The organism is Agromyces sp. NSFZ (genome assembly GCF_056156205.1).
The window spans coordinates 371,806-392,422 of sequence record NZ_CM149585.1; the positions used below are offsets into that span (position 1 = coordinate 371,806).

The 20,617-nt window shown below is 69.9% G+C and carries 21 protein-coding genes and 1 tRNA gene; 18 read left to right on the plus strand and 4 right to left on the minus strand.

The window, feature by feature from the left end; translation table 11 throughout:
• Positions 1 to 10 precede the first annotated feature (10 nt).
• The 13 genes from ACVFI9_RS01820 (at position 11) to ACVFI9_RS01880 (ending at position 12,573) form a co-directional block, all read left to right on the plus strand.
• Positions 11 to 832, plus strand: a complete 822-nt coding sequence (locus ACVFI9_RS01820) for an alpha/beta fold hydrolase (RefSeq protein WP_474764341.1) — start codon at positions 11 to 13, stop codon at positions 830 to 832.
• A gap of 25 nt (positions 833 to 857) precedes the next feature.
• The gene (locus tag ACVFI9_RS01825) at positions 858 to 1,538 is read left to right on the plus strand and encodes a DUF998 domain-containing protein (protein ID WP_474764342.1); all 681 of its coding nucleotides are present in this window, start codon (positions 858 to 860) and stop codon (positions 1,536 to 1,538) included.
• Between the two features lie 45 nt (positions 1,539 to 1,583).
• Positions 1,584 to 2,234, plus strand: coding sequence for a prepilin peptidase (locus ACVFI9_RS01830; protein ID WP_474764343.1), 651 nt, complete (start codon positions 1,584 to 1,586; stop codon positions 2,232 to 2,234).
• Positions 2,235 to 2,364: 130 nt separating this feature from the next.
• Positions 2,365 to 3,921: a hypothetical protein gene (locus tag ACVFI9_RS01835; protein ID WP_474764344.1), complete on the plus strand. Its 1,557-nt coding sequence runs from the start codon at positions 2,365 to 2,367 to the stop codon at positions 3,919 to 3,921.
• Positions 3,922 to 4,181: 260 nt separating this feature from the next.
• Complete coding sequence (locus ACVFI9_RS01840) at positions 4,182 to 4,376, plus strand: Flp family type IVb pilin (protein ID WP_474764345.1); 195 nt, start codon at positions 4,182 to 4,184, stop codon at positions 4,374 to 4,376.
• 75 nt (positions 4,377 to 4,451) lie between these two features.
• Positions 4,452 to 4,850, plus strand: coding sequence for a TadE/TadG family type IV pilus assembly protein (locus ACVFI9_RS01845; protein WP_474764346.1), 399 nt, complete (start codon positions 4,452 to 4,454; stop codon positions 4,848 to 4,850).
• Positions 4,838 to 5,872, plus strand: coding sequence for a TadE/TadG family type IV pilus assembly protein (locus ACVFI9_RS01850; RefSeq protein ID WP_474764347.1), 1,035 nt, complete (start codon positions 4,838 to 4,840; stop codon positions 5,870 to 5,872). The genes ACVFI9_RS01845 and ACVFI9_RS01850 overlap by 13 nt, the downstream gene beginning before the upstream one ends.
• Before the next feature lie 72 nt (positions 5,873 to 5,944).
• Positions 5,945 to 6,700 (plus strand): Flp pilus assembly protein CpaB, encoded by a 756-nt coding sequence (gene cpaB / locus ACVFI9_RS01855; RefSeq protein ID WP_474764348.1) that lies wholly within the window; start codon positions 5,945 to 5,947, stop codon positions 6,698 to 6,700.
• Positions 6,697 to 8,055 carry a CpaE/TadZ family protein gene (locus tag ACVFI9_RS01860; RefSeq protein ID WP_474764349.1) on the plus strand — a complete coding sequence of 453 codons (1,359 nt, stop codon included), beginning with the start codon at positions 6,697 to 6,699 and terminating at the stop codon, positions 8,053 to 8,055. The genes cpaB and ACVFI9_RS01860 overlap by 4 nt, the downstream gene beginning before the upstream one ends.
• A complete protein-coding gene (locus ACVFI9_RS01865; RefSeq protein WP_474764350.1) occupies positions 8,042 to 9,637 on the plus strand; it encodes a CpaF family protein in 1,596 nt (531 codons plus the stop codon). Before ACVFI9_RS01860 ends, ACVFI9_RS01865 begins: the two co-directional genes overlap by 14 nt.
• The gene (locus tag ACVFI9_RS01870; RefSeq protein ID WP_474764351.1) at positions 9,634 to 10,584 is read left to right on the plus strand and encodes a type II secretion system F family protein; all 951 of its coding nucleotides are present in this window, start codon (positions 9,634 to 9,636) and stop codon (positions 10,582 to 10,584) included. Before ACVFI9_RS01865 ends, ACVFI9_RS01870 begins: the two co-directional genes overlap by 4 nt.
• Before the next feature lie 9 nt (positions 10,585 to 10,593).
• Entirely contained in the window at positions 10,594 to 11,463 is an 870-nt protein-coding gene (locus tag ACVFI9_RS01875) for a type II secretion system F family protein (RefSeq protein ID WP_474764352.1), read from the plus strand.
• Between the two features lie 69 nt (positions 11,464 to 11,532).
• A complete protein-coding gene (locus tag ACVFI9_RS01880) occupies positions 11,533 to 12,573 on the plus strand; it encodes an alpha/beta hydrolase (RefSeq protein ID WP_474764353.1) in 1,041 nt (346 codons plus the stop codon).
• Positions 12,574 to 12,633: 60 nt separating this feature from the next.
• On the opposite strand, the gene ACVFI9_RS01885 is transcribed toward ACVFI9_RS01880, so the two are convergent.
• The 4 genes from ACVFI9_RS01885 to ACVFI9_RS01900 form a co-directional block, all read right to left on the minus strand.
• Positions 12,634 to 13,023, minus strand: a complete 390-nt coding sequence (locus ACVFI9_RS01885) for a hypothetical protein (protein ID WP_474764354.1) — start codon at positions 13,021 to 13,023, stop codon at positions 12,634 to 12,636.
• An 83-nt stretch (positions 13,024 to 13,106) separates the two neighbouring features.
• Positions 13,107 to 13,784 (minus strand): NUDIX domain-containing protein, encoded by a 678-nt coding sequence (locus ACVFI9_RS01890; RefSeq protein WP_474766353.1) that lies wholly within the window; start codon positions 13,782 to 13,784, stop codon positions 13,107 to 13,109.
• A 53-nt stretch (positions 13,785 to 13,837) separates the two neighbouring features.
• Positions 13,838 to 14,326: a YajQ family cyclic di-GMP-binding protein gene (locus ACVFI9_RS01895; RefSeq protein WP_448002653.1), complete on the minus strand. Its 489-nt coding sequence runs from the start codon at positions 14,324 to 14,326 to the stop codon at positions 13,838 to 13,840.
• Positions 14,327 to 14,656: 330 nt separating this feature from the next.
• A complete protein-coding gene (locus ACVFI9_RS01900) occupies positions 14,657 to 15,679 on the minus strand; it encodes a LacI family DNA-binding transcriptional regulator (RefSeq protein WP_474764355.1) in 1,023 nt (340 codons plus the stop codon).
• A gap of 210 nt (positions 15,680 to 15,889) precedes the next feature.
• On the opposite strand from ACVFI9_RS01900, the gene ACVFI9_RS01905 reads away from it, so the two are divergent.
• The 5 genes from ACVFI9_RS01905 (at position 15,890) to ACVFI9_RS01925 (ending at position 20,519) form a co-directional block, all read left to right on the plus strand.
• The gene (locus tag ACVFI9_RS01905) at positions 15,890 to 16,057 is read left to right on the plus strand and encodes a hypothetical protein (RefSeq protein WP_474764356.1); all 168 of its coding nucleotides are present in this window, start codon (positions 15,890 to 15,892) and stop codon (positions 16,055 to 16,057) included.
• Between the two features lie 2 nt (positions 16,058 to 16,059).
• Entirely contained in the window at positions 16,060 to 16,875 is an 816-nt protein-coding gene (locus ACVFI9_RS01910; protein WP_474764357.1) for a PH domain-containing protein, read from the plus strand.
• A 152-nt stretch (positions 16,876 to 17,027) separates the two neighbouring features.
• A tRNA-Tyr gene (locus tag ACVFI9_RS01915) sits at positions 17,028 to 17,109 on the plus strand.
• A gap of 146 nt (positions 17,110 to 17,255) precedes the next feature.
• Positions 17,256 to 18,095, plus strand: coding sequence for an inositol monophosphatase family protein (locus tag ACVFI9_RS01920; RefSeq protein WP_474764358.1), 840 nt, complete (start codon positions 17,256 to 17,258; stop codon positions 18,093 to 18,095).
• A 291-nt stretch (positions 18,096 to 18,386) separates the two neighbouring features.
• A complete protein-coding gene (locus ACVFI9_RS01925; protein ID WP_474764359.1) occupies positions 18,387 to 20,519 on the plus strand; it encodes a M23 family metallopeptidase in 2,133 nt (710 codons plus the stop codon).
• The last annotated feature ends 98 nt before the right edge of the window (positions 20,520 to 20,617 follow it).

Genomic DNA, 20,617 nt, shown 5'->3' on the forward strand with positions numbered 1-20,617 from the left:
AGAAAGAACCATGGCCAAGCACACCGTGACGTCGTCCGACTCGACCCGTCTCGCGGTCGACATCGTGGGCTCGGGGCATCCGCTCGTCCTCGTCGGCGGCGCCTTCAGCTACCGGCGCTGGCCGGGCTTCGTCGAGCTGGCGAGCCTGCTCGCCGACTCGTTCACCGTGTACGGCTACGACCGCCGAGGTCGCGGCGACAGCGACCCCGGACCGTCAACCAGCGTCGACCTCGAGATCGACGACCTGGCCGCCGTGGTGGCAGCCGCGGGCGGCGACGCCCACATCTTCGGCATGTCGTCTGGCGGTGTGCTCGCGCTGCGCGCCATCGCCGCCGGGGTTGCCGCCCGCAGCGCCGTGGTCTACCAACCACCTTTCATGGTTACCGCGGGCGGCCACCTGCCGCCGGCCGATTTCGGCCCCCGTCTCGCGTCGCTCGTCGAGGACGGACGGCGCAGCGCCGCCGTGCGGTACTTCATGACCCGCGGCATGGGGGCGCCGGGGTTCGTCGTCCGCATGATGCGCTTCGCGCCCTTCTGGAAGGACCTCGAGGCAGTCGCGCACACCCTGCCGGCCGACCACGCGATCATGGGCGACACGCTCGGCGGGCGTCCGCTCGGGCGCCAGCCCTGGTCGAAGGTCGCGGCGCCGACGCTCGTGCTCGATGGATCGCGGAGCGCGCCGTCGGTCGCCGCTGCGGCCGATGAACTCGCCAACCGACTGCCGTCGGCCGTGCGACGCACCCTGCCGGGGCAGAGCCACAACGTGTCGATGCGCGCGCTCGCCGACGCCATCGTGCCGTTCGCGCTCCGCACCGAATCCACCGTCCGCTGACGTTCTCTCGCTACAGGAGTGCATCATGTCCACCACCATTGCTCCCGCCGCCGCCGCCGCTGTTGCCGCCCTGCCGACCATCCGCGACTCGCGCCGGCTGTTCGCCGGGGTCGTGTCGCCGCTGCTGTTCCTCGTCGTCAGCGTGCTGCAGATGCCGTTCAACCCCGGCCTCGACCTCACGAGGCACGCATTCAGCTACCTCAGCATCGGCGACACCGGGCCCGTGCAGCAGGTGAACTTCGTCGTGATGGGGATCCTCAACATCGTCGCGGCGACGGCGCTGCCGGCGTTCATCGCCGGTCGGCTCGGGGTCGCTGCCGCCTGCCTGCTCGCGCTTGACGGCATCGGGCAGGTGCTTGCCGGCATGTTCACACTCGACCCGTCCAACGGGTTCCCGATCGGGGCGCCGGCCGGCCTGCCCGAGACGGTCAGCGTGCACGGCAACCTCCACGGCCTCGGCTTCATGCTCTCGATGGTGTCCTGGGTGGCACTGCTCGTGGTGCTGGCCATCCGGCACGCGAAGGCGGGGGAGCGCGGCTGGTGCGTTGCGAGTCTCGTCGCTGCGGCGGCGCTGCTCGTGACCGCGGCCTGCCTCGGCACGCCGTTCGGCACGGTGCTGCTGTACGTCGTGTTGAGCGGGAGCTGGGTGATCACCGGCGCGACGATGCAGCACCTGCGGCGGGCGGCCGGCGCCGCCGCGGCCTGAGGAGCCAGCGCGGCGGGTGGCTCGAAACCCGCTACGCTGCCCCTCATGCCCGTGCCCCTCGTCCTCTTCGCGCTGGGTTCGGCGCTCCTCGGCGGCATCCTCGGCTGGTGGCCCGTCGCCGCGGGGACGATGCGTTCGATGAAGGGCGACCGGATGCCCCTACGCTCCGTGCGCATCGCGGGAGCCGCGCTCACCGCGCTCACGTTCGGCGTGCTCACGCTGCGGTTCGGGCTCACGTGGATCCTGCCGGCGCTGCTCGCGTTCGCGGCATCCGCCACCGTGCTCACCCTCGTCGACCTCGCCGAGAAGCGGCTCCCGAACGCGGTCGTGTTCCCGACGCTCGGGGTGGTCGGGGTCCTGCTGGTGCCGGCGACGTGGGCTTCGGGGGCCTGGTGGCCGCTGCTCTGGGCGGCGGCCGGTGCTGTCGGGATGTTCGCGCTGTACTTCCTGCTGGCCCTCGTCTCGCCGTCGGCCATGGGCATGGGCGACGTGAAGCTCGCACTTGTGATCGGGCTCGTGCTCGGCTGGTTCGGGCTGAGCGCGTGGCTCGTCGGGCTGCTCGCGGCGTTCGTGGTGGGCGGGGTGCTGGCCATCATCGCGCTCGTGCTTCGTCGTGTGACGCTGCGCGGGTCGATCCCGTTCGGGCCGTCGATGCTCATGGGGGCGTTGATCGCGGTGCTGTTCGTCGGGGGTTGAGATCGCCGGCCCCGAACGGGGGCTGTTGCCGAGCCGTGTCGGCAGGTTGGATAACGAGGTTCGGGTCACCCTCGATGATGTTCGAGTAGCCGGTATCCGCCCCGAACGTCGACCCGGAGGACCACCCTGCATGGCCCGAGCACTGAAGGCGCCCGACCGTATCGTCACCGTTCGGCAGGTCATGTCGACCGAGCGGTTCCGATGGTGGCTGGGCTTCGCGGTGCTCGTCCTGATGGCTGCTTCGCGCGCCGCAAGCCCCACCGAACGCGACCCGTTCTGGTCAGCACGCGCCGGCCTCGAGACACTCGTCGGGGCCCCGTTGGCTCGGCCCGACACGTGGAGCTGGTCGGCCGAGGGACTTTGGTATCCGAATTCGCCGGCCTGGAACGTCCTGCTCGGGGTGGCCTGGCACGGGCTCGGCTACTGGGGCTTCTTCTGGGTGGCGTTCCTGACGGTGACGGGTGTCATCGGCCTCTCGATGGTCGTCGCACGGCAGGCTGGCGCGCGCGCGCTTCCCACCTTCGTCACCTTCGTGCCGCTCCTCCTCGCATCATCCGCCGCGCTGTCCGCTCGTGCGACCGTGGCGGTGCACCTCCTGCTCCTCGGTGCGGTGCTGTTCGCGTGGTGGCTCGGTAGCATCGCCCATCGACTCCGAGGCGGACTGCTGACGTTCACCGTCGCCGGCGTGGGGTTCGGGATCTCCTTCGTCGGCAACTGGGTGCACTTGTCGTTCATGCTGCTCGCGGGTGCGGTTGCGCTGATGTGGGCGGTCGCATGGTGGGCGAGTCCGGGTCTGCGGCGACCGAGGCTCATCCTCATGGTGGCCGTCGGCACGATCGCCCTCTTCCTCGGCTGCGCGCTGTCACCGTACGGCATCGGCCTCACGTTCGAGCGCTCTCGTGCTGTCGGCGAGGTTTGCAGAAATCTCATCGCAGAGTGGATGTCGCTCCCGACGATGGTGCTTCGCGAGGGCGGCTTCATCTGGCTTCCGATCGCGGTCTTCACAGTCGCGTGCTGTGTCGCAACCGTGGCCTGGCTGGTCTGCGTGATCCGCACACAGGGGCGATTCGACCCGCGAGTCCGGCTCGTCGCTCCCCTCCTGGTGCTGGCGGTGCCGGCCATCGTCGTGGGCATGGGCACGCTCCGGTTCCTCGCCTTGGGCGCATTCATGCTCATGCCTGCGGTCGCGGCCGCAGCGACCGCGGGCATCGACCGCCTGCGCAGGTCCTGCAGTGCCCGCACGGGTGTACTGAGCTCGCCACGCCTGGCGAGGTACACCTCAGGCCGGTTCTGGACCGATGTACTCCTCGTCGTGGCGATTGGAATGGTGATCATGACGACGGTCTTCCTCCCACAGGGGGCGCGTCCTCCAGAGTCGCGGATCGCGCAACTCCTCCCACCCGACTGCCGGCTCTGGTCGGATCCGAGTGTCGCGGGCCCAGTGTTGCTCGAGCGGCACGACGTGCCGGTGTGGATCGACGGCCGTGCGGACTTCTATGGGCGGGCACACCTCATCGAGTTCCTCGCGATCCGCGCGGGCGATGTACCCCTTCCGGCACAGGCGGAGTGCGTCATCCTGAAGCAGCGGCACGAGGAATCCGGCCTCGCGGACCAGCTCGATCGGAGTGCCAAGTGGTCTCGGGTCGCGGTCGTCGAGGGCTTCAGGCTGTGGGTTCGGGATGCTTAGTGAGGCGACCGTGCGGCCCTGTTGCGCGGAATCTCCCGACCGGCGTGCCGTCTTCGGGGGGCACGTTTATTCCGTTGACGGCAAACTTCATGGCGCATCCCGCATGTGGGCGCGATTCGAGCGCGAGGAGTCCATCGTTAATCGGACGTTATCCCCCGAATGGGGTCTACGTCCCCCAGAGTGCGGACCTCTACGGTCGTAAGCACCGCACGCACCCCGTCGTGCGAGATCAGCTATCCTGCGATCACGAAGGAACCATCATGCTCAAGGCATACGCGCGCGCCCAGGCCCGCATCAATTCGCTCCGCACTGAGGAGGACGGCAACGCGGCCGAGTACGGCCTCATCATCGCCGGCGTCGCCATCGCCATCATCGTCGGTCTCATCGCCCTCGCCGGCGGCCTCAATGGCCTGTTCAGCGACGTGGCGGACGAGCTTCAGCCGCCCGCGGCCTGATAGGCAAACCAAGATCCACTACGTCGTGGCCGCGGGATTTGTCCCGCGGCCACGACGTGATCGCACCATGAAGGGGTGACCGTGCGACGATTCGCTCGGCCTGAGCGCGGCGCGGCGGCGGTGGAGTTCGCCCTCGTGCTGGTGCCGCTCATCGTGCTGCTGCTCGGGATCATCGAGTTCGGCTACATCTTCAACCAGCAGCTGACGGTGACCAACGCGGCCCGCGAAGGAGCGCGAGTTCTGGCGATCACGCGCGATGCGGGAGACGCGGTGACCGCGGCGAAGAACGCCGCCACGTCCCTGCAGAGCGTGCCGATCGTCACGACTCCGCAGGTCTGTCCCGCGACGGGCGGGGGCGACGCGGAAGTCCGAGTGACAATCCTCTTGACCACCATCACTGGCCTCGAGAACTGGGTTCCTGGGCTCGGCTCCATCGCGCTCGAAGGAAAGGGAGTCACGCCATGCGGCGGTTGATGCGGCGCTTCCGTGGTGAACGAGGTGCGACGGCCACGGTCGTGGCATTCGCGCTCATCCCACTGCTCGGCGCAGGCGCCATCGCCGTCGACGTCGGCGCGCTGTACGCCGAGCGCGCGCAGCTCCAGAACGGCGTCGACGCGGCAGCACTCGCGATCGCTGCTGCCTGCGCCAAGGAGGAGGACGCCTGCGCGACGCCGTCCGCCCGACAGGCGGCCGCTCAGACGTACGTCGACGCGAACGCCGCGATTCTGCGTGACCCGCTGGCGAACAATCCCGTGATCGCGGGGAATGTCGTGACCGTCACCGCCACGACCAGTGTCGACCACGTGCTGGCGACCGTGCTGACCGGCACGGACGCGAGCGATGTCACCGCCTCGGGCTCCGCCGAATGGGGCACGCCCATCAAGGGAAACGTGATCCCCGTTGGCTTCGGCGACTGCGAGTTCGACGGCATCGAGCCGGCAGGCCCCGGCGAGCCGCCGGTGAAGGTCTCCATCGAACTCGGTGCCCAGGCACGCGCCGGGTGCGACGTGACGAGCAACCCGGGTGGCTTCGGTTGGCTGAACGCCACCGGTTGTTCCGTCCAGTTCGACCTGTCAGGTGGCGAGTTGTGGCACCTCGGCGAGAGCGGTATGGGTGGTGGCGGGTCCGGCTGCAGTCCTGTCGACGATACGTTCGAGCCGCTCCTCGACACGGTGATTCTCATTCCGATCTTCGACTCCTTCAAGTACGTGAGGTCCACGTGTGCGGATCCGGCGATCACCATGCCGACGAAGGAGTGCTACCGCATCGCGCGGTTCGCTGCCTTTCACTTGACGGGCGGGCGGTTGGGTTCGCTCCAAGACATCGACCCCACGGCCCCGCCCTGCTCGAACGGTTGCCTCCAGGGTTACCTGACGAAGTACGTCTCCGTCGACGAGGCCTTCGAACTCGGCATTGGCACCGGCGGCCCGTCGACTGGTCTCAGCGTCGTGCGCATGTTGCTCACCCCGGCCGAACGCGCGGACCTTATCGGCTAGCCGACCGGTTCGACCGGAGCCCCTCCGAGCCGAACGCTCTCCGCACCCAGCCCCTACAGAAAGCCCCAAGCTGTGAAGACCCGAATCATCGGCGCGATTCTCGCCGTCATCCTGGCCGCCGTCGGAGGATACGCCGTGTACAACTACGTCAGCGCCGCTGACGCACGGGCCGCCGAAGGCGCCGAGCTGGTCGAAGCCTATGTCGTCACGCAGCCCGTACCGCAGGGTGCCACCCTGGACGTGGTGCAGGCGGCGATCGAGGTGGACGAGCTGACGCGCAAGGCGATCCCGGAGGATGCCGTCACCGACCTCGCCGACCTAGAAGGGCTCGTGACGTCGGCCAGCCTGCTTCCCGGAGACATCCTCCGTGAAGGGCGCTTCATCGATCCCGCCGAGGCCGCCTCGGGCTCGGTCGCCGTGCCGGCCGGCATGCAGCTCGTGTCCTTCACCCTCCCGGCCGACCGCGTGGTCGGCGGCGAGGTCGCTCCCGGCGACAAGATCGGCCTCGTCGGCACGATCGATCCCGACGAGCCGGGTTCCGAAGAGGACGTCATCAACCCGATCACGCGGTTCGCGTTCCACGGCGTGCTCGTGACGCGAGTGCAGGGCGTGGCCCGCGTCGACCCCGAGACCGGCGAGGAGACCGACCAGAGTTCCGACGCCAACGTGATGGTCACCATCGCCCTCTCCGCGCACGACGTGGAGCGCTGGGTGTGGTTCACCGAGGGCGAGTCCGCCGACTACGCGCAGATGTGGCTCACCCTCGAGAACGAGGCGACCGACAACAGCGGCACGTCTCCCGTCGACGGAAACAGCGCCTTCCAGTGACGCGTTACCTCCTCGTCAGCAGAAGCGCGGAGTACGAGACCCGGCTCCGCCGACTCTTCCGCGCGCGCCTGCAGACGCTGCCGGGTGAGTACCTCACCTTCGGCGTCGACGAGGCGGTCGACCGCGTCCGGGAGACCCCGGCCATCGCCCTGCTCGGTCCCTTGCTGACACTCGCCGAGACCAAGGCGCTGTCGGCCGGGCTCGGCGAGCAGTACCCCGGCATCGGCGTGGTCGTGGTCCGCGAACAGCGTGCCGACCTCGAGGACTGGGTCGAGGAGGTCGGCATGCACGCGGTGCTGAGCCCCGAGGCGACGGATGCCGCGACCCAGTCGTTGCTCGTGCGCCTCGACGACTGGCTGGTCACCTCGGGCCGAGCCGAGGCCCCCGATGCGACCGCCGACGCGATGACTCCCGATGAAGACGAGTCCACCATCTCGCTCGTCGACCTGCTGACGGATACTCGAACCGCGCCCGAACCGGAACGCACCGTCGAAGCATCCGACCCACCCGTGGCCGAAGCGGAAGAACCCGTCTCCGAGCCCACGGCGCCCGAGTGGACGCTCCCCGAACTCGAGGGCGGGCGCAGCGAGGTCATCGCCGTCGCTGCACCGAAGGGCGGCCAGGGCAAGACGACGATGGCCGTCAACCTGGCGACCGGTCTCGCGGAGGTCGCGCCGAACTCCGTAGTGCTCATCGACGCCGACCTCCAGTTCGGCGACATCGCGAACGTGCTCAACCTCCAACCGACAAAGGGGCTCGCCGAGGCGGTCGATGCGGCCGACGACGAGGTGTTGATCAAAACGCAGCTGATCCGGCACGACGACGACTTCTTCGTGATCCCCGCCCCCCGATCGCCCGAACTCGCGGATGCGATCGACGTGGCGCGATTCGGCGCGCTCATCGACCGGCTGGCGACGATGTTCCGCTATGTGGTCATCGATACCACGCCGGGCTTGGGGGAGCACACCCTCACCGCACTCGAGCACGCGACCGACGGCGTCTTCGTGACGTCGCTCACCGTCGCCAGCCTGCGCGCGCTCCGGACAGAGTTCGAGTTGTTGGTGCGGCTCGAGCTCCTGCCGCTGAACCGACACATCGTCTTGAACGCCGTCGAAAAGAACACCGGCCTCGTCGTGGCCGACGCCGAGCCGATCATCGGCGCCGCGCCCGACGTCATCGTGCCGAGGTCGCCGGGCGTCCTGCTCGCCGCGAACGCCGGTGTGCCGCTCATCCATCACGACACTCGCGATCCCGCCGCCAAGGCGGTCCGTTCGCTGGTGTTGCGCATCGACCCGGCCGCGGTCCCGACTCGTCGCCGCATCCACAGGAGGAACCGATCCCATGAGCCTCAGTGATCGTCTGCAGCGGGCGCGCCACGGCGTCGACCCGGCGGCGCAGGGTGAGCCCACGTACGAGGTCGCGCCGCCGCAGCCCGCACGCGCCTGGCCGCACGCGGAGCCCGAGACCGGTGCGGATCCCGTGCCTCCCGGGCCCGAGGCGTCCGACCCCATCGGCTCACTCTTCGGAGTGGCCGAGGCCGCAGTTGCCGAGTCGATGCCGACGGGCGGCGAGGGCGAACACACAAGCACCTGGCAGGCGCTCGCCGGCTCGGGCGTGGTGCACGTGCCCTCGATCGTGGACCCCTTCGCCGAGCTCAAGGAGCGCGCGGCACAGGAGCTCTTCGGACGCATCGGCACGCGCCTGAACGACCCGAACCTTTCCGAGGACAAGCTGCACGCCATCGCGCGCGAGGAGCTCAGCCGCATCATCGAGGCCGAGCAGGTCGCCCTGACGCCCGCCGAGCGCAACCGGCTCATCACCGAGATCGGCGCCGACGTGCTGGGGTACGGTCCACTCGAGGTGCTGCTGGACGACCCCACGGTCAGCGAGATCATGGTGAACCGCTTCGACCAGATCTACGTCGAGCGCAACGGACGGCTCCACGAATCCCCGACCCGGTTCTCGGGCGAGCCGCAGCTGCGCCGGGTGATCGACCGCATCGTGTCGCGCGTGGGTCGCCGGATCGACGAGTCCTCGCCGCTCGTCGACGCCCGGCTCGAAGACGGCTCGCGTGTGAACGCCATCATCCCGCCGCTCGCGGTCGACGGCTCGTCGCTCACGATCCGCAAGTTCGCGCGCACCCCGTACACTGCCGCCGATCTCGTCGGGATCGGGACGATGAGCTCCGAGATCGCGACGGTCCTGGATGCCGCGGTGCGAGCGAAGCTCAACATCCTGGTGTCTGGCGGTACCGGTACCGGAAAGACCACGCTGCTCAACGTGCTGTCGGGCTTCATCCCCGGTGACGAGCGGATCATCACCATCGAGGACGCGGTCGAGCTCCAGCTGCAGCAGGAACACGTGGTGCGGCTCGAATCGCGCCCCGCCAACATCGAGGGCCGCGGCGAGATCACGATCCGCGACCTCGTGCGCAACTCGCTGCGCATGCGTCCCGACCGCATCGTGGTCGGTGAGGTGCGTGGCGGCGAGAGCCTCGACATGCTCCAGGCCATGAACACCGGACACGAAGGCTCCATCTCGACCATCCACGCCAACTCGCCGCGCGACGCGCTCTCGCGTCTCGAGACTCTCGTGCTCATGGCGGGCATGGACCTGCCGCTGCGCGCCATCCGCGAGCAGGTGTCGTCGGCCATCGACCTCATCGTGCAGATCCAGCGCCTTCGCGACGGAACGCGACGGGTGGTGAGCCTGACGGAGGTCCACGGCATGGAGGGTGACATCGTCACGATGCAGGACATCTTCACGTTCGACTTCGCCTCGGGCATGGACGAGAACGGCCGCTACGTCGGCAACGCCGAGCCGACGGGTGTGCGTCCGCGCTTCGTGGAGCGCTTTGCGGATCTCGGCGTCTCGGTGCCAACCGAGGTCTTCCGGTACCGGCCCCGTGCGGGTTCGTTGCTCGGAGAGATCCGATGACGATCTTCGCGGTCGGCGCGCTTTGCGTCCTCCTCGCCCTCCTGGCACTCGTGTTCCTCGTGATCGCGCCACCGCCGAAGCGCGTCGCGATCGAACGCCGTCTGGCGCCGGGCACTGAGCACGTCTCGGCGCTGCGGCGGGTGACTCTGCGGGCGACGGAGGCGATCGAGCAGGCGACCGCGACGAAGGACCGCCGCACGTTCGGCAGCGAGCGGCTCGAGCTCGCCGGCATCCGCACCGAGCCCGGCGGGTTCCTCATCGTCGTGTTCGCCGTCGCGGCGGTGCTCGGCCTCATCGGCGTCGTCATCGGGTTCGGCTCGTTCTGGGCCGTCGTCCTCGGCATCCTCTTCGCCGCCGCGGCACCGCTCCTCGTCTCGGCCTTCCTGAACGTGCGCACCGACCGGCGCAGGGCGCGCTTCGCCGACCAGCTCGACGACACCCTGCAGCTCGTCGCGGGTAACCTTCGCGCCGGTCACGGCCTCCTGCAGGCCATCGACTCGGTCGCCCAGCACGCCGACGCCCCGACGTCCGAGGAGTTCGCGCGGGTTGTCAACCAGACTCGCATCGGCCGCGACCTGGGGGAAGCGCTGGCCGACACCGCGGAGCGGATGCGCTCCGACGATTTCTCGTGGGCGGCGCAGGCCATCCAGATCAACCGTGAGACCGGCGGCAACCTCAGCGAGACGCTGCAGCGCACGGCGGCGACGATCCGCGAGCGCAACCAGATCCGCCGGCAGGTGAAGGCGCTGAGTGCGGAGGGACGCCTGTCCGCCACCGTGCTGCTCCTGCTCCCCGTCGCGGTGGTGGCGGGCGTCCTCGTGCTTCAGCCCACTTATCTCGCGCCGTTCGTCGAATCGCCACTCGGCTGGTTCGCGATCATCATCGCGATCGTACTCATGGCCGTCGGCACCTTCTGGATGTCCGCAGTCGTCCGAGTGAAGTTCTAGGAGTCCCGGGTGACCATCTACGTGTATCTCGGCATCGCGGCCGTCGCCCTCGGGGTCGGCGTGCTGATCTTCTTGGCCGTCAGCGCCATCCCGTCCCGAGCAGATGTCGCGGCCGTCGTCGCGCCGACGAATGAGTCCGAGCGCGTCCGCGTCGAGCGGCGCACGTTCGCCGAATCGCTGAACGCCGTGATGCCGAGGGGCTACACCGGGTGGATCCAGCGGAAGATCATCCACGCAGGCAAGACCAACCAATGGACCGTCGGGGGATACCTCATGATCCGGTTGGTCGTCGCGGCGGCGGGCGTGCTGGTCATCATCGCCACCTTGGCGCTGGCGAACGGCCCCCTGCCCACCACGCTCGGGGTCGTGTTCGGGTTGCTCGTCGTCATCGCTCCCGAGGTGATCCTCTCGAGTCGAGCCGACGACCGGCAGCAGGCCATCCTCCTCGCCTTGCCCGACACGCTCGACCAGATGACGATCGCGGTCGAGGCGGGCCTCGGGTTCGAGGCGGCCATGGCGAAGGCGGCGCGCAACACCACCGGCCCGCTCTCCGAGGAGCTGGTGCGCACCCTCCAGGACATGTCGATCGGCCGCTCCCGGTTCGACGCGTACGCGGCGCTCCTCACCCGCACGGACTGCGACGACCTCAAGCGCTTCATCCGTGCCGTGCAGCAGGCCGACCGGTACGGCATCGCGATCGCCGACGTCCTGCGCGTGCAGTCCTCCGAGATGCGAGTGAAGCGTCGGCAGCGCGCAGAGGAAAAGGCGATGAAGGTGCCGATCAAGGTCGTGTTCCCGCTCGTGTTCGCCATCCTGCCGGTGCTGTTCATCGTGCTGCTCTTCCCTGCCGTCACCAGGATCATCTCGGCGTTCTCCTGACTCGCACGTGCCGCGAGGACGCACCGGTCCGGCTTCCCTAGGCTGGGCTCACGAGCAGGGGAGGGTGCCGTGGCCGAGGAGCATGTCGTCGACGGGTGGCGCCCCGACGTGCTCGGCGAGCGCTTCGAACAGCTCACCCTCCCGCTGGGCAGCGACGACGAGGGCGAGGTCGTCGCCACGCTCGTGCGGTACCGGCCCAAGCCCCAGCCATGGTTCACGTGGCCATGGAAGGTGCGGCCCGCGGGCGAGGCATCCGGAACCGACGTCCTCTACGTGCACGGCTGGAGCGACTACTTCTTCAACCATGAGGTCGCCGAGTTCTGGTCAGCGGCGGGCGCGCGGTTCTTCGCGCTCGACCTGCGGAAGTACGGTCGCAGCCTCCGTCCGGAACAGACGCCCGGTTACATCACGAACCTCGCCGACTACGACGCCGACATCGAGGCGGCACTCGAGGCGATGGGTCACGGGAGGACGAATGCCGCGGCGACATCCGCTCGGCCGCTCATCCTGCTCGGCCACTCGACCGGCGGCCTCACGCTCAGCCTCTGGGCCGCCCGCAACCCCGGGCGTGCCGCCGCGCTGGTGCTGAACAGCCCGTGGCTGGAGTTCCAGGGCAGCCGGATCGGCCGCGAGGCGCTCGCGCCGGTCGTCGGCTGGGGCGCGCGAGTGAACCCGATGGGGCCGATGCCCAACATCGACCTCGGGTTCTACGCCCGCACCATCTCGAGCGAGCAGGACGGCGAGTGGGAGTACTCGCGCGACTGGCGACCGGATCGGAGCTTCCGTGTGTATCCGGCCTGGCTCACGGCGGTGCTCGCCGGCCACGCGACGGTGGCCGCCGGCATCGACGTGGGCGCACCCGTGCTCACGCTGCTCTCGTCGCGTTCGACGATTCAACCGCGCTGGGACGAAGCGATGTTCACGTCGGACATCGTGCTCGTCGTCGACGACATTGCCGAACGGGCGCTAAGGCTGGGGCCCGAGGTCGCGGTCGCGCGCATCGACGGCGCCCTGCACGACGTGTTCCTCTCACGCCAACCCGCGCGGGCCGCGGCCTACGCCGCGATCACGCACTGGTTGCGCGGTTACGCCCCAAGGTCCGTCCGGTGACGGTCGCCGATCCGTGACATGCATTCACCGGTGAGCCGCCCCGACGCCGTCACTGCGCGATCACGCGGGCGACCTTGGGTCGACTTGTCGCGGGAATGGTCGGGCGATGATCACGGTCGCGACCGCACCGATGATCGCGATCGGCAGGAACAGCAGCGCGATGATCGGCCCGTTGTCCGCGAACTGGAGCTGGATGATCCCGGCGATCCCGGGCGACGCCACGAGGAACGGCGGCCACCAGGTCGAGCCCGTCCACCACCCGAGCGCTGCGAGCACGAGGAAGCCGATCATGCTGCCCCAGACCCAGGGCCTCGCGGCCACGAGGGACTCCCGGGATGGAACATCCAACTCGAAGTACATCATCTCCGTGACCGCGTTCCAGGCGATCACGACGTCGACGAGCACGGCGAGGAGCCAGAGCGTCAGCACGGCCAGGCCCAGCGCACCCAAGCTCTCGGCGGAGGGGCCGCGGACGCGCTGTGCGGATGTCCGAGACACTGTCGATCGCCCCCAAGGTCGGACTCGCCTCAGCGTTACAGATGCCGGCCCGCGAACGGCCCCCGCAACGCCGCCCACTGCAGCAGCATGATCGTCTTCGCGTCCACGATGTCGACGCCGATGCGGTCGAGCGCCTCGTCGAACGGCACCTCGAGCACCTCGATGTCCTCGCCCTCGTCGGCGAGGCCCGTGCGCGAGCCGTGCTCGATCGTACCCCGCAGGTAGGGCGCGGCGAAGAAGTGCAGCTTCTCGGTGACCGAGCCGGGACTCATGTACACGTCGAAGACGTGCTCGACTTCGCCGACGGTGTGGCCAGTCTCCTCCTCGGCCTCGCGGCGGATGGCGGTCTCGGGGTCGTCCTCGTCGAGGAGCCCCGCGGCGGTCTCGATGAACATGCCGTCGGGGTGGTCGTTCACGTACACCGGGAAGCGGAACTGGCGCGTGAGCAGCACCGTGCGCGCGTCGACGTCGTAGAGCAGGATCGTGGCGCCGTTGCCCCGGTCGTACGTCTCACGCTCCTCGGTCGTCCACCGGCCGTCGGCGTGCTGGTAGTCGAACGTCGTCGCTCGCGTCACGTACCAGTTCGACGTGAGCACGCGCACGTCGCGCACGCGCACGCGCGGGTTGCGGTCGAGGTCGCGTCCGACGAGGTCGAGGCCGGTGCGGCCGCGGCGGTCGGGCACGTCGACGCCGGGATGCGCCGGCTGCGGCATCCGCTCGCTCGTCTGCTGGATGTCGGGTAAGCCCGTCACGCCCGTCACGTCGCTCAGCGGAAGTTCACGAACTGGAGTGCGACGTCGAGGTCCTTGCCCTTGAGCAACGCCATCGTGGCCTGCAGGTCGTCGCGGCTCTTCGAGGAGACGCGCAACTCGTCGCCCTGGATCTGGCTCTTCACGCTCTTCGGCGCCTCGTCGCGGATGATCTTCGAGATCTTCTTCGCGTTCTCGCTGTCGATGCCGTTCTTGAGGCCCACCTCGAGGCGGAACTCCTTGCCCGACGCGTACGGCTCACCCTCGTCGAGCGAGCGCAGCGTGATGCCGCGCTTGATGAACTTCGACTCGAGCACCTCGAGCACGGCCTTCACCCGCTCCTCGGTGTTCGCCTTGAGGAGCACCTTCTCGCCCGACCACTCGACCGACGCGCCCACGTTCTTGAAGTCGTAGCGCTGGTCGACCTCCTTGCGGGCCTGGTTGACGGCGTTGTCGGCCTCCATCTTGTCGACCTTGCTCACGATGTCGAAGGTTGCATCTGCCATGCGCGCCAGTCTATCGAGGGCCCGGATGTCGCGGGCCGGCGGGTTGCACTGGTGCTCCGGATGCCCCGTGGCGCGGGTTTCGAGGCGGCGCTACACGCCTCCTCAACCCGCGAGGGCGGGCCACGGGATCGAACGGTCGCGTTTGCAGGATGCCACCGTGCATCCGCGACTTCTCGATTCGCTGGGTGGCGCGTGGATGGCGGGCGCGGCCGGCCGCGGGGCGGGCCCTGGGATCGAACGGTCTCGTTTGCAGGGTGCGACCGTGCATCCGCGACTTCTCGATTTGGTGCGTGCGACGGCTGTGCGCGTCCTGCGGCCGCTGCGAACGCCTCAGCCCGCGTCGGCGGGACGCGCCGTCGACGAGCGCACGATGAGCTCGTAGGGCAGCGGGGTCGCGGCGGGCGCGGGGGCATCCGCCTGGGGTTCCAGCTGTTCCATCAGGATCTCGACGGCTTTCTCACCCTGCAGTCGCGGGAACTGGGCGACCGTCGAGAGCCCGAAGAAGTCGGCGAGGTCGTGGTCGTCGATGCCGATGATCGACACGTCGCGCGGCACGACGAGGCCGAGGTCGCGCGCGGCGAGGATCGATCCGATGGCCATCTCGTCGGATGCCGCGAAGATCGCGGTCGGCCGGTCGCGCGGCACCCCGAGCAGCTGCTTGGCCGCGTGGTATCCACCCTTGATGGTGAAGTCGGCAGGCGCGAAGAGCCGCGGATCCACCTCGATGCCGGCGTCGCGCAGCGAGGCCTCGTAGCCGAGGCGGCGGTTCGTCGGCAGGTGGAAGTCGAGGTCGAACTCGAGCTGGCCGCCGATGTGCGCGATGCGGGAGTGGCCGAGGCCGATGAGGTGCTCGGTCGCGAGGCGGGCGACCGCCACGTCGTCGATCGTCAGCGTGCGTACCCCGGGGATCGGCCCGCCGACGCCGACGAGCGGCTTGCCGAGGTCGTGCAGGCGGGTGACCTCGCGCTCGGTGAGCTCGAGCGAGACGGCGATGACCGCATCGACCCGCTGTCGGAGCAGGAAGTGCTCGAAGACGCTCACACGTTCGTTGCCGTCGCCCGAGAGGTTGTAGAGCGTGAGATCGTACCCCTTGCGGAGCAGCGCCTGCTGGGCGCCCTCGAGCACCGAGGAGAAGAACCAGCGATTGAGGAACGGGATGACGACGCCGACGTTGCGGGTACGACCCGACGCGAGGCTGGACGCATTCGACGACACCACGTAGCCGAGCTGGGCGGCCGCATCGACGACCTTCGCCTTCGACGCGGGCGACACATGCCCGCGGCCGCTGAGTGCGCGCGAGACCGTCGCGGTGGAAACCCCCGCGAGTCTCGCCACCTCTTCGATGCCGGCCATGCGCTCCCAATCGGCCGCACCGCACCGCGGAGATGCGGGCGTCGGCGTTCGATCGATCCTACCGTTCGGGGGTTCAGGGGAGCGGATGCGGCATCCGTCGAATCGGCGCGTTGACACCCATTCGAGGCATCTGTGCGGTAGAAAGGTTGCTCAGGGTTGGCCCACGGGGGCAGGCTGCCCCGCCATCGCCGTCTCGAAAGGAACGTTCGCGTGAAGTGGGTCAAGCGAATCGCAATCGGCCTCGTGGTGGTGTTCGCGCTGTTCTACATGATCACCCGGCCTGAAGATGCGGCGAATGCCGTGCAGGGAGCGGTCGGCGCCGTGTTCAACGCGGCCGAATCAGTGGGACGCTTCTTCACGTCGCTCGCGACGTCGTAGCCATGGCGCGCCTGTTCGATCCTCGGGTCGAGCGGTTCCTCATCTCGGATGAGGGCGAGGTCGTCATCGACGAGGTGACGAAGCACTGGGCGGCCATCGTCAAGCCGATCCTCGAGATCCTGGCCGTGGTGCCGCTGCTGGCGCTCCTCTTCTGGTTGCCCGAGGCGCTCTACTGGATCCCGCTGCTGGGTGCGCCGGTCCTCATCCTGCACGCACTGTGGCGCATCCTCGGCGTTCGCATGGATCGCTTCGTGATCACGAACATGCGGGTCTTCCGCGTGCACGGCATCCTGTCGCAGCACATCGCCACCATGCCGATCTCGCGCATCCTCGACGTCTCGGTGCTGAAGCCGTTCGTCGGGCGCATCTTCGGCTTCGGCCACTTCGTGTTCGAGTCCGCCGCGCAGGACCAGGGCCTGAAGGAGATCCGATACGTCGGCGACCCGAACGGGCGTGGCCTGACCATCCAGCGGGTGATCCAGCGATCGGGCGTGCGCGGCACGACCGTGCGCGAGCCCACGCGACCGACGTTCATGCCGAGCGCCCAGCAGAAGGTGGTCGCCTCGGTGACGCTGCCGCCGCCCGCCGAGGCGGCGGGTTCCCCCGCGCCGGGCGCCGCGATGCATCCGCCGCCCGCCGACCAGGACAACCTCGACACCCGGCCGATCCAGGTGTCGCCGTCGCCCGCTGGGCGGACCGAGACGTGGCCGGGCGCGGAATCCGACGGCATCCCGCCTGCGTCGTTCCACGCGAACCGGGTGTGGCCGTGGGGTCGCCGCGACGTCCCGCAGCCGCCCGAGGACCCCGACGGCACATAGCCCGTGCGGCGGCTCGAGACATCCGCTCGGCGTTCGTTGACGGCTCTCGGATGCCCCGAGCCGACCATCCCCGCCGCGATTTCTCGACACGCCGCAACGCGGGTATCCTTGTCAGGCCCCCGGTTGTGTGAAGAACGCGGTCGGGTGCGACTGGCGAGTTACCCAAGCGGCCAAAGGGATCTGACTGTAAATCAGCTGTCTACGACTTCGGGGGTTCGAATCCCTCACTCGCCACGTTTCGGCCCCGGTCTCGACCGGGGCCGTCGTCGTTTCGGCCGGCTCCGGTGACGGTCGCGGCGGGGTCTCGTGACGCTCTCGGCACGGCCTGGTCGACGGTCTCGGCGGGGCCTGGTCGGCAGGGCGGCGGTAGCGTGTGGGGCATGACCCAGCACGAGACATCCGAGGCATTCGTGGCACCCGCCGACCTGCTCCACCTCGCCCGCGATATCGCCGTACGGGCCGCGGAGTTCACGCTCGAGGCCCGGCGGGCGGGCGTGAGCGTCGCCGACACCAAGTCGACGCCGACCGACATCGTGACCGCCGCCGACCGCGACACCGAGGCGCTCATCCGCTCGATGATCCTCGAGGCACGGCCCGACGACGGGATCGTCGGGGAGGAGGATGTCGCGCGCATCGGCACCAGTGGGCTCGACTGGGTCGTCGATCCGATCGACGGCACCGTCAACTACCTCTACGGCATCCCGGCCTGGGCGGTGAGCATCGCGGTCGTCGAGGGCGCGGCGGGCGGGGACGTGGGTGGGACCACCCTGGCCGGTGTCGTCGTGAACCCGGTCAACGGTGAGCTGTTCGAGGCGAGCGCCGGGGGAGGTGCGCGGCTCGGCGGTCGTGACCTGGCCGTGAACACCGGCGTGCCGCTGGCGGCGGCGCTCGTCGGCACCGGGTTCGGTTACGCGCCGGAACGACGTCGCGAGCAGGCGGCCGTGCTGCTCGAGCTGATGCCGAACATCCGGGACATCCGCCGCATCGGTTCGGCCTCGCTCGACCTGTGCGCGCTCGCCGCCGGGCGACTCGACGCGTACTACGAGCGCGGGTTGAACCCGTGGGATCACGCCGCGGGGGCGCTCATCGCCCGCGAGGCGGGTGCACGCGTCGGCGGGCGGCGCGGGGGTCGGGAGAACTCGGAGTTGATCGTCGCCGCGGCCCCCGATCTCTACGAGGAGCTCGCGGCCGCGCTCCGGGCGGCCGGCCTCGACGCCTGACGCGGGCGGGGTGGCCGTGCGGATGCCGCGCGGCGCTGGGCGCGGGTGCCGCGGCGCTGCGGTGCGGTGCCGCTGGCTGCTGCGGTGCGGATGCCTCGCGGCTGCGGATGCCTCGGGGCTTCGGTGCGGATGCCGCGGCCGGAATGCCCGGCCAACATCGAAAAGCATCGCGGAGCGTGGCGAAGTCCGATGAGAACGGCTACTCTTTACCAATCCGTTATCGCGGCCTCCGGGCCGTGATGATCACCTCCGATCCGATCGTCCGTCCCCGAACGCCGAAAGTCCCCCCACGTGCCCGAGTCCCCCCTCGTGCCCGACGGTTTCGCGCCAGGCACCCAGGTCCCACTGCGGCCTGAGCGACCCCTGACCCGACGCGAGATCCGCGAACGAGAGGCGGCGGCGCTGCGGCGCGACGGAGGCGCCGAGGTGGATTCGCGGGGAGTGGTGCCGCAGGCGGCGACGCCGTGGATGTCCGCGCCCAGCGCTGCGGTCGCACCGGGCACTATGGCCGCGCCGGCCGGTACAGCCGGACTCGGCGCCTCAGTCGCCGCGGCACCGGCCGGGCCGTCCGCTCGGGTCGCTCCCGCACCGACCCCGCCAACCCCGCCGACTCCGCCTGCCGCGCCCGCACCCGGTGGCCGCGACCCGTTCGGGGCCGCGCAACCGAGGCCGCCGCGACCCGGGTTCGATGAGCTCTTCGGAGCCGGCGCCCCGGCGTCGCATCAACCGCCGACGCCCGCCCAGTCGCATCCGACTCCGTCCGCATCGACGTCCACCCCCCGACGCCGCATCGCCGAGCAGACCCCGGTTCCCTTCCACACTCATGAGGCCGAGCAGGCCGACCGCCCCGTCGGCCGCCGCTCGGCCTCTGACGTTCCACCGCGGGCCGAGATCGCCAGCGATTTCGACGCGCTCTTCGCGGGCATCGCCGACGACGAGGCCGAAGAGCGCAGCGGCCGTGGCATGCGGGCCGCGCGCTCGGAGCGCCAGGGTCGCAGCGACCGCAAGGCGGCGAAGGCTGAGATGACCGCGAGGGCCGAGAAGACGGCGAAGCCGGGCAGGTCCATGTTCGGCAAGTCGGCCCCCGCCGGGCCCCGCCGCACGGGCGGAGTCCCCAGCTCGCCCGTGTCTGGCGCTTCGGCCGCCGCGGGCGCTTCGGCCGCCGTCGATCTCGCCGCGCTCATCGGCGGAACGACGGCACCCGGCGCCGCGTCGGCGACCGCGCAGGCAGCGTCCGGCTCAGCGGCCGGATTCGCGGCAGCCCTCTCCGCGGCGGCCGCGGTGCCTTCGCCGTCGCCGGCCGCGCGTGATGTCGCTCCCGTGGCGCCCTCCGCGGCGCCGGCTGCGCCTCGGTCCTCGGTGCCGTCGCCCGCACCGTCCGCACCGGCCCCCCTGACGTTCGATCGCCGCGCACGCCGCGCTGCCGACGACCTGTTCGATGTGTCGACGGATGTCGCGGCCGACCTCTTCGGCCTCACCCCGGAGCCCGCCGTCGTGCCGGGCCCCGCGTCCACGCCCAGGGGCGTCGATGCCCCGAGCAAGCTGCCCGAGCCGGTCGCCGGCACCGGCGCCGGGCTTCCCGAGCCCGCACGCGACGACCGCCGGCGCCAGCAGCCGGCACGCGATGCCGTACGTCAGGCCCCGCGCAGCACGAAGGTGCGGGTGCGAGTTTCGACGCGCCCGCAGTCGCGCCCCGTGGCATCCGCCTCTCGTGCCCGTGGCGGCCGCCGGATCGTGGCCAGTCTGGCCGCGATGAGCTTCGCCGCACTCCTCGCGGTCGCGACGACGATTCCGTCGTTGTCGCTGCTGACGCCTTCCGACGTGCAGGCGCTCGCGCTCTCGAGCACCAACGGCCCGGCCCTCGACGGTCAGCGTGTCGTGTTGAACGGCGACATCGTCGCGCAGAGCGTGCAACGCGAGGGCTACGAGTCGCAGACGATCGAGGAGTACGCGCGGGCCGCCGGCATCCGCCCCGAGGCGACCTTCACGAACAACCCCTCCGGCACCATCCAGTGGCCGTTCGCGGTCGGTGTCCACATCGGCGACCGCTTCGGGTATCGCGACTGCTGGGGCTGCTCGAGCAACCACGGCGGCCAAGACTTCAACCCGGGGCTCGGCGCCGAGATCCAGGCCATCGCCGACGGCGTCGTCTCCAACTCGACCGACTCCGGCGGATCGCTCGGCGTCGTGATGATGATCGACCACGTGATCGACGGCGAGCTCATCACGAGCGTCTACGCGCACATGGAGTACGACTCGCGGCGCTTCGAGGTGGGCGACACCGTCGAGGTCGGCGACGTCATCGGCACGACGGGCGACACCGGCATGTCGACCGGCCCGCACCTGCACTTCGAGATCCGCATCGGCGGCATCAACGGCACCAAGGTCGACCCGCTCGAGTGGCTCTACGCCAACACGAACTGACGCCGCCCGCCGCCTACTGTCGCGCCATCCGCCCTGCTCGGGCCGCGCGCCATCCGCCCTGCTCGGGCCGCGCGGCATCCGCCCTGCTCGGGCCGCGC

Bases quoted from the DNA above. Each gene is read 5' to 3' on its own strand.
- ACVFI9_RS01910 (WP_474764357.1), top strand. From the start codon at position 16,060: ATGGCGCGCCTGTTCGATCCTCGGGTCGAGCGGTTCCTCATCTCGGAT.
- ACVFI9_RS01900 (WP_474764355.1), bottom strand. From the start codon at position 15,679: ATGGCCGGCATCGAAGAGGTGGCGAGACTCGCGGGGGTTTCCACCGCG.
- ACVFI9_RS01920 (WP_474764358.1), top strand. From the start codon at position 17,256: ATGACCCAGCACGAGACATCCGAGGCATTCGTGGCACCCGCCGACCTG.
- ACVFI9_RS01890 (WP_474766353.1), bottom strand. From the start codon at position 13,784: ATGCCGCAGCCGGCGCATCCCGGCGTCGACGTGCCCGACCGCCGCGGC.
- ACVFI9_RS01835 (WP_474764344.1), top strand. From the start codon at position 2,365: ATGGCCCGAGCACTGAAGGCGCCCGACCGTATCGTCACCGTTCGGCAG.
- ACVFI9_RS01870 (WP_474764351.1), top strand. From the start codon at position 9,634: ATGACGATCTTCGCGGTCGGCGCGCTTTGCGTCCTCCTCGCCCTCCTG.
- ACVFI9_RS01865 (WP_474764350.1), top strand. From the start codon at position 8,042: ATGAGCCTCAGTGATCGTCTGCAGCGGGCGCGCCACGGCGTCGACCCG.
- ACVFI9_RS01825 (WP_474764342.1), top strand. From the start codon at position 858: ATGTCCACCACCATTGCTCCCGCCGCCGCCGCCGCTGTTGCCGCCCTG.
- ACVFI9_RS01830 (WP_474764343.1), top strand. From the start codon at position 1,584: ATGCCCGTGCCCCTCGTCCTCTTCGCGCTGGGTTCGGCGCTCCTCGGC.
- ACVFI9_RS01850 (WP_474764347.1), top strand. From the start codon at position 4,838: ATGCGGCGGTTGATGCGGCGCTTCCGTGGTGAACGAGGTGCGACGGCC.
- ACVFI9_RS01840 (WP_474764345.1), top strand. From the start codon at position 4,182: ATGCTCAAGGCATACGCGCGCGCCCAGGCCCGCATCAATTCGCTCCGC.
- ACVFI9_RS01895 (WP_448002653.1), bottom strand. From the start codon at position 14,326: ATGGCAGATGCAACCTTCGACATCGTGAGCAAGGTCGACAAGATGGAG.
- ACVFI9_RS01820 (WP_474764341.1), top strand. From the start codon at position 11: ATGGCCAAGCACACCGTGACGTCGTCCGACTCGACCCGTCTCGCGGTC.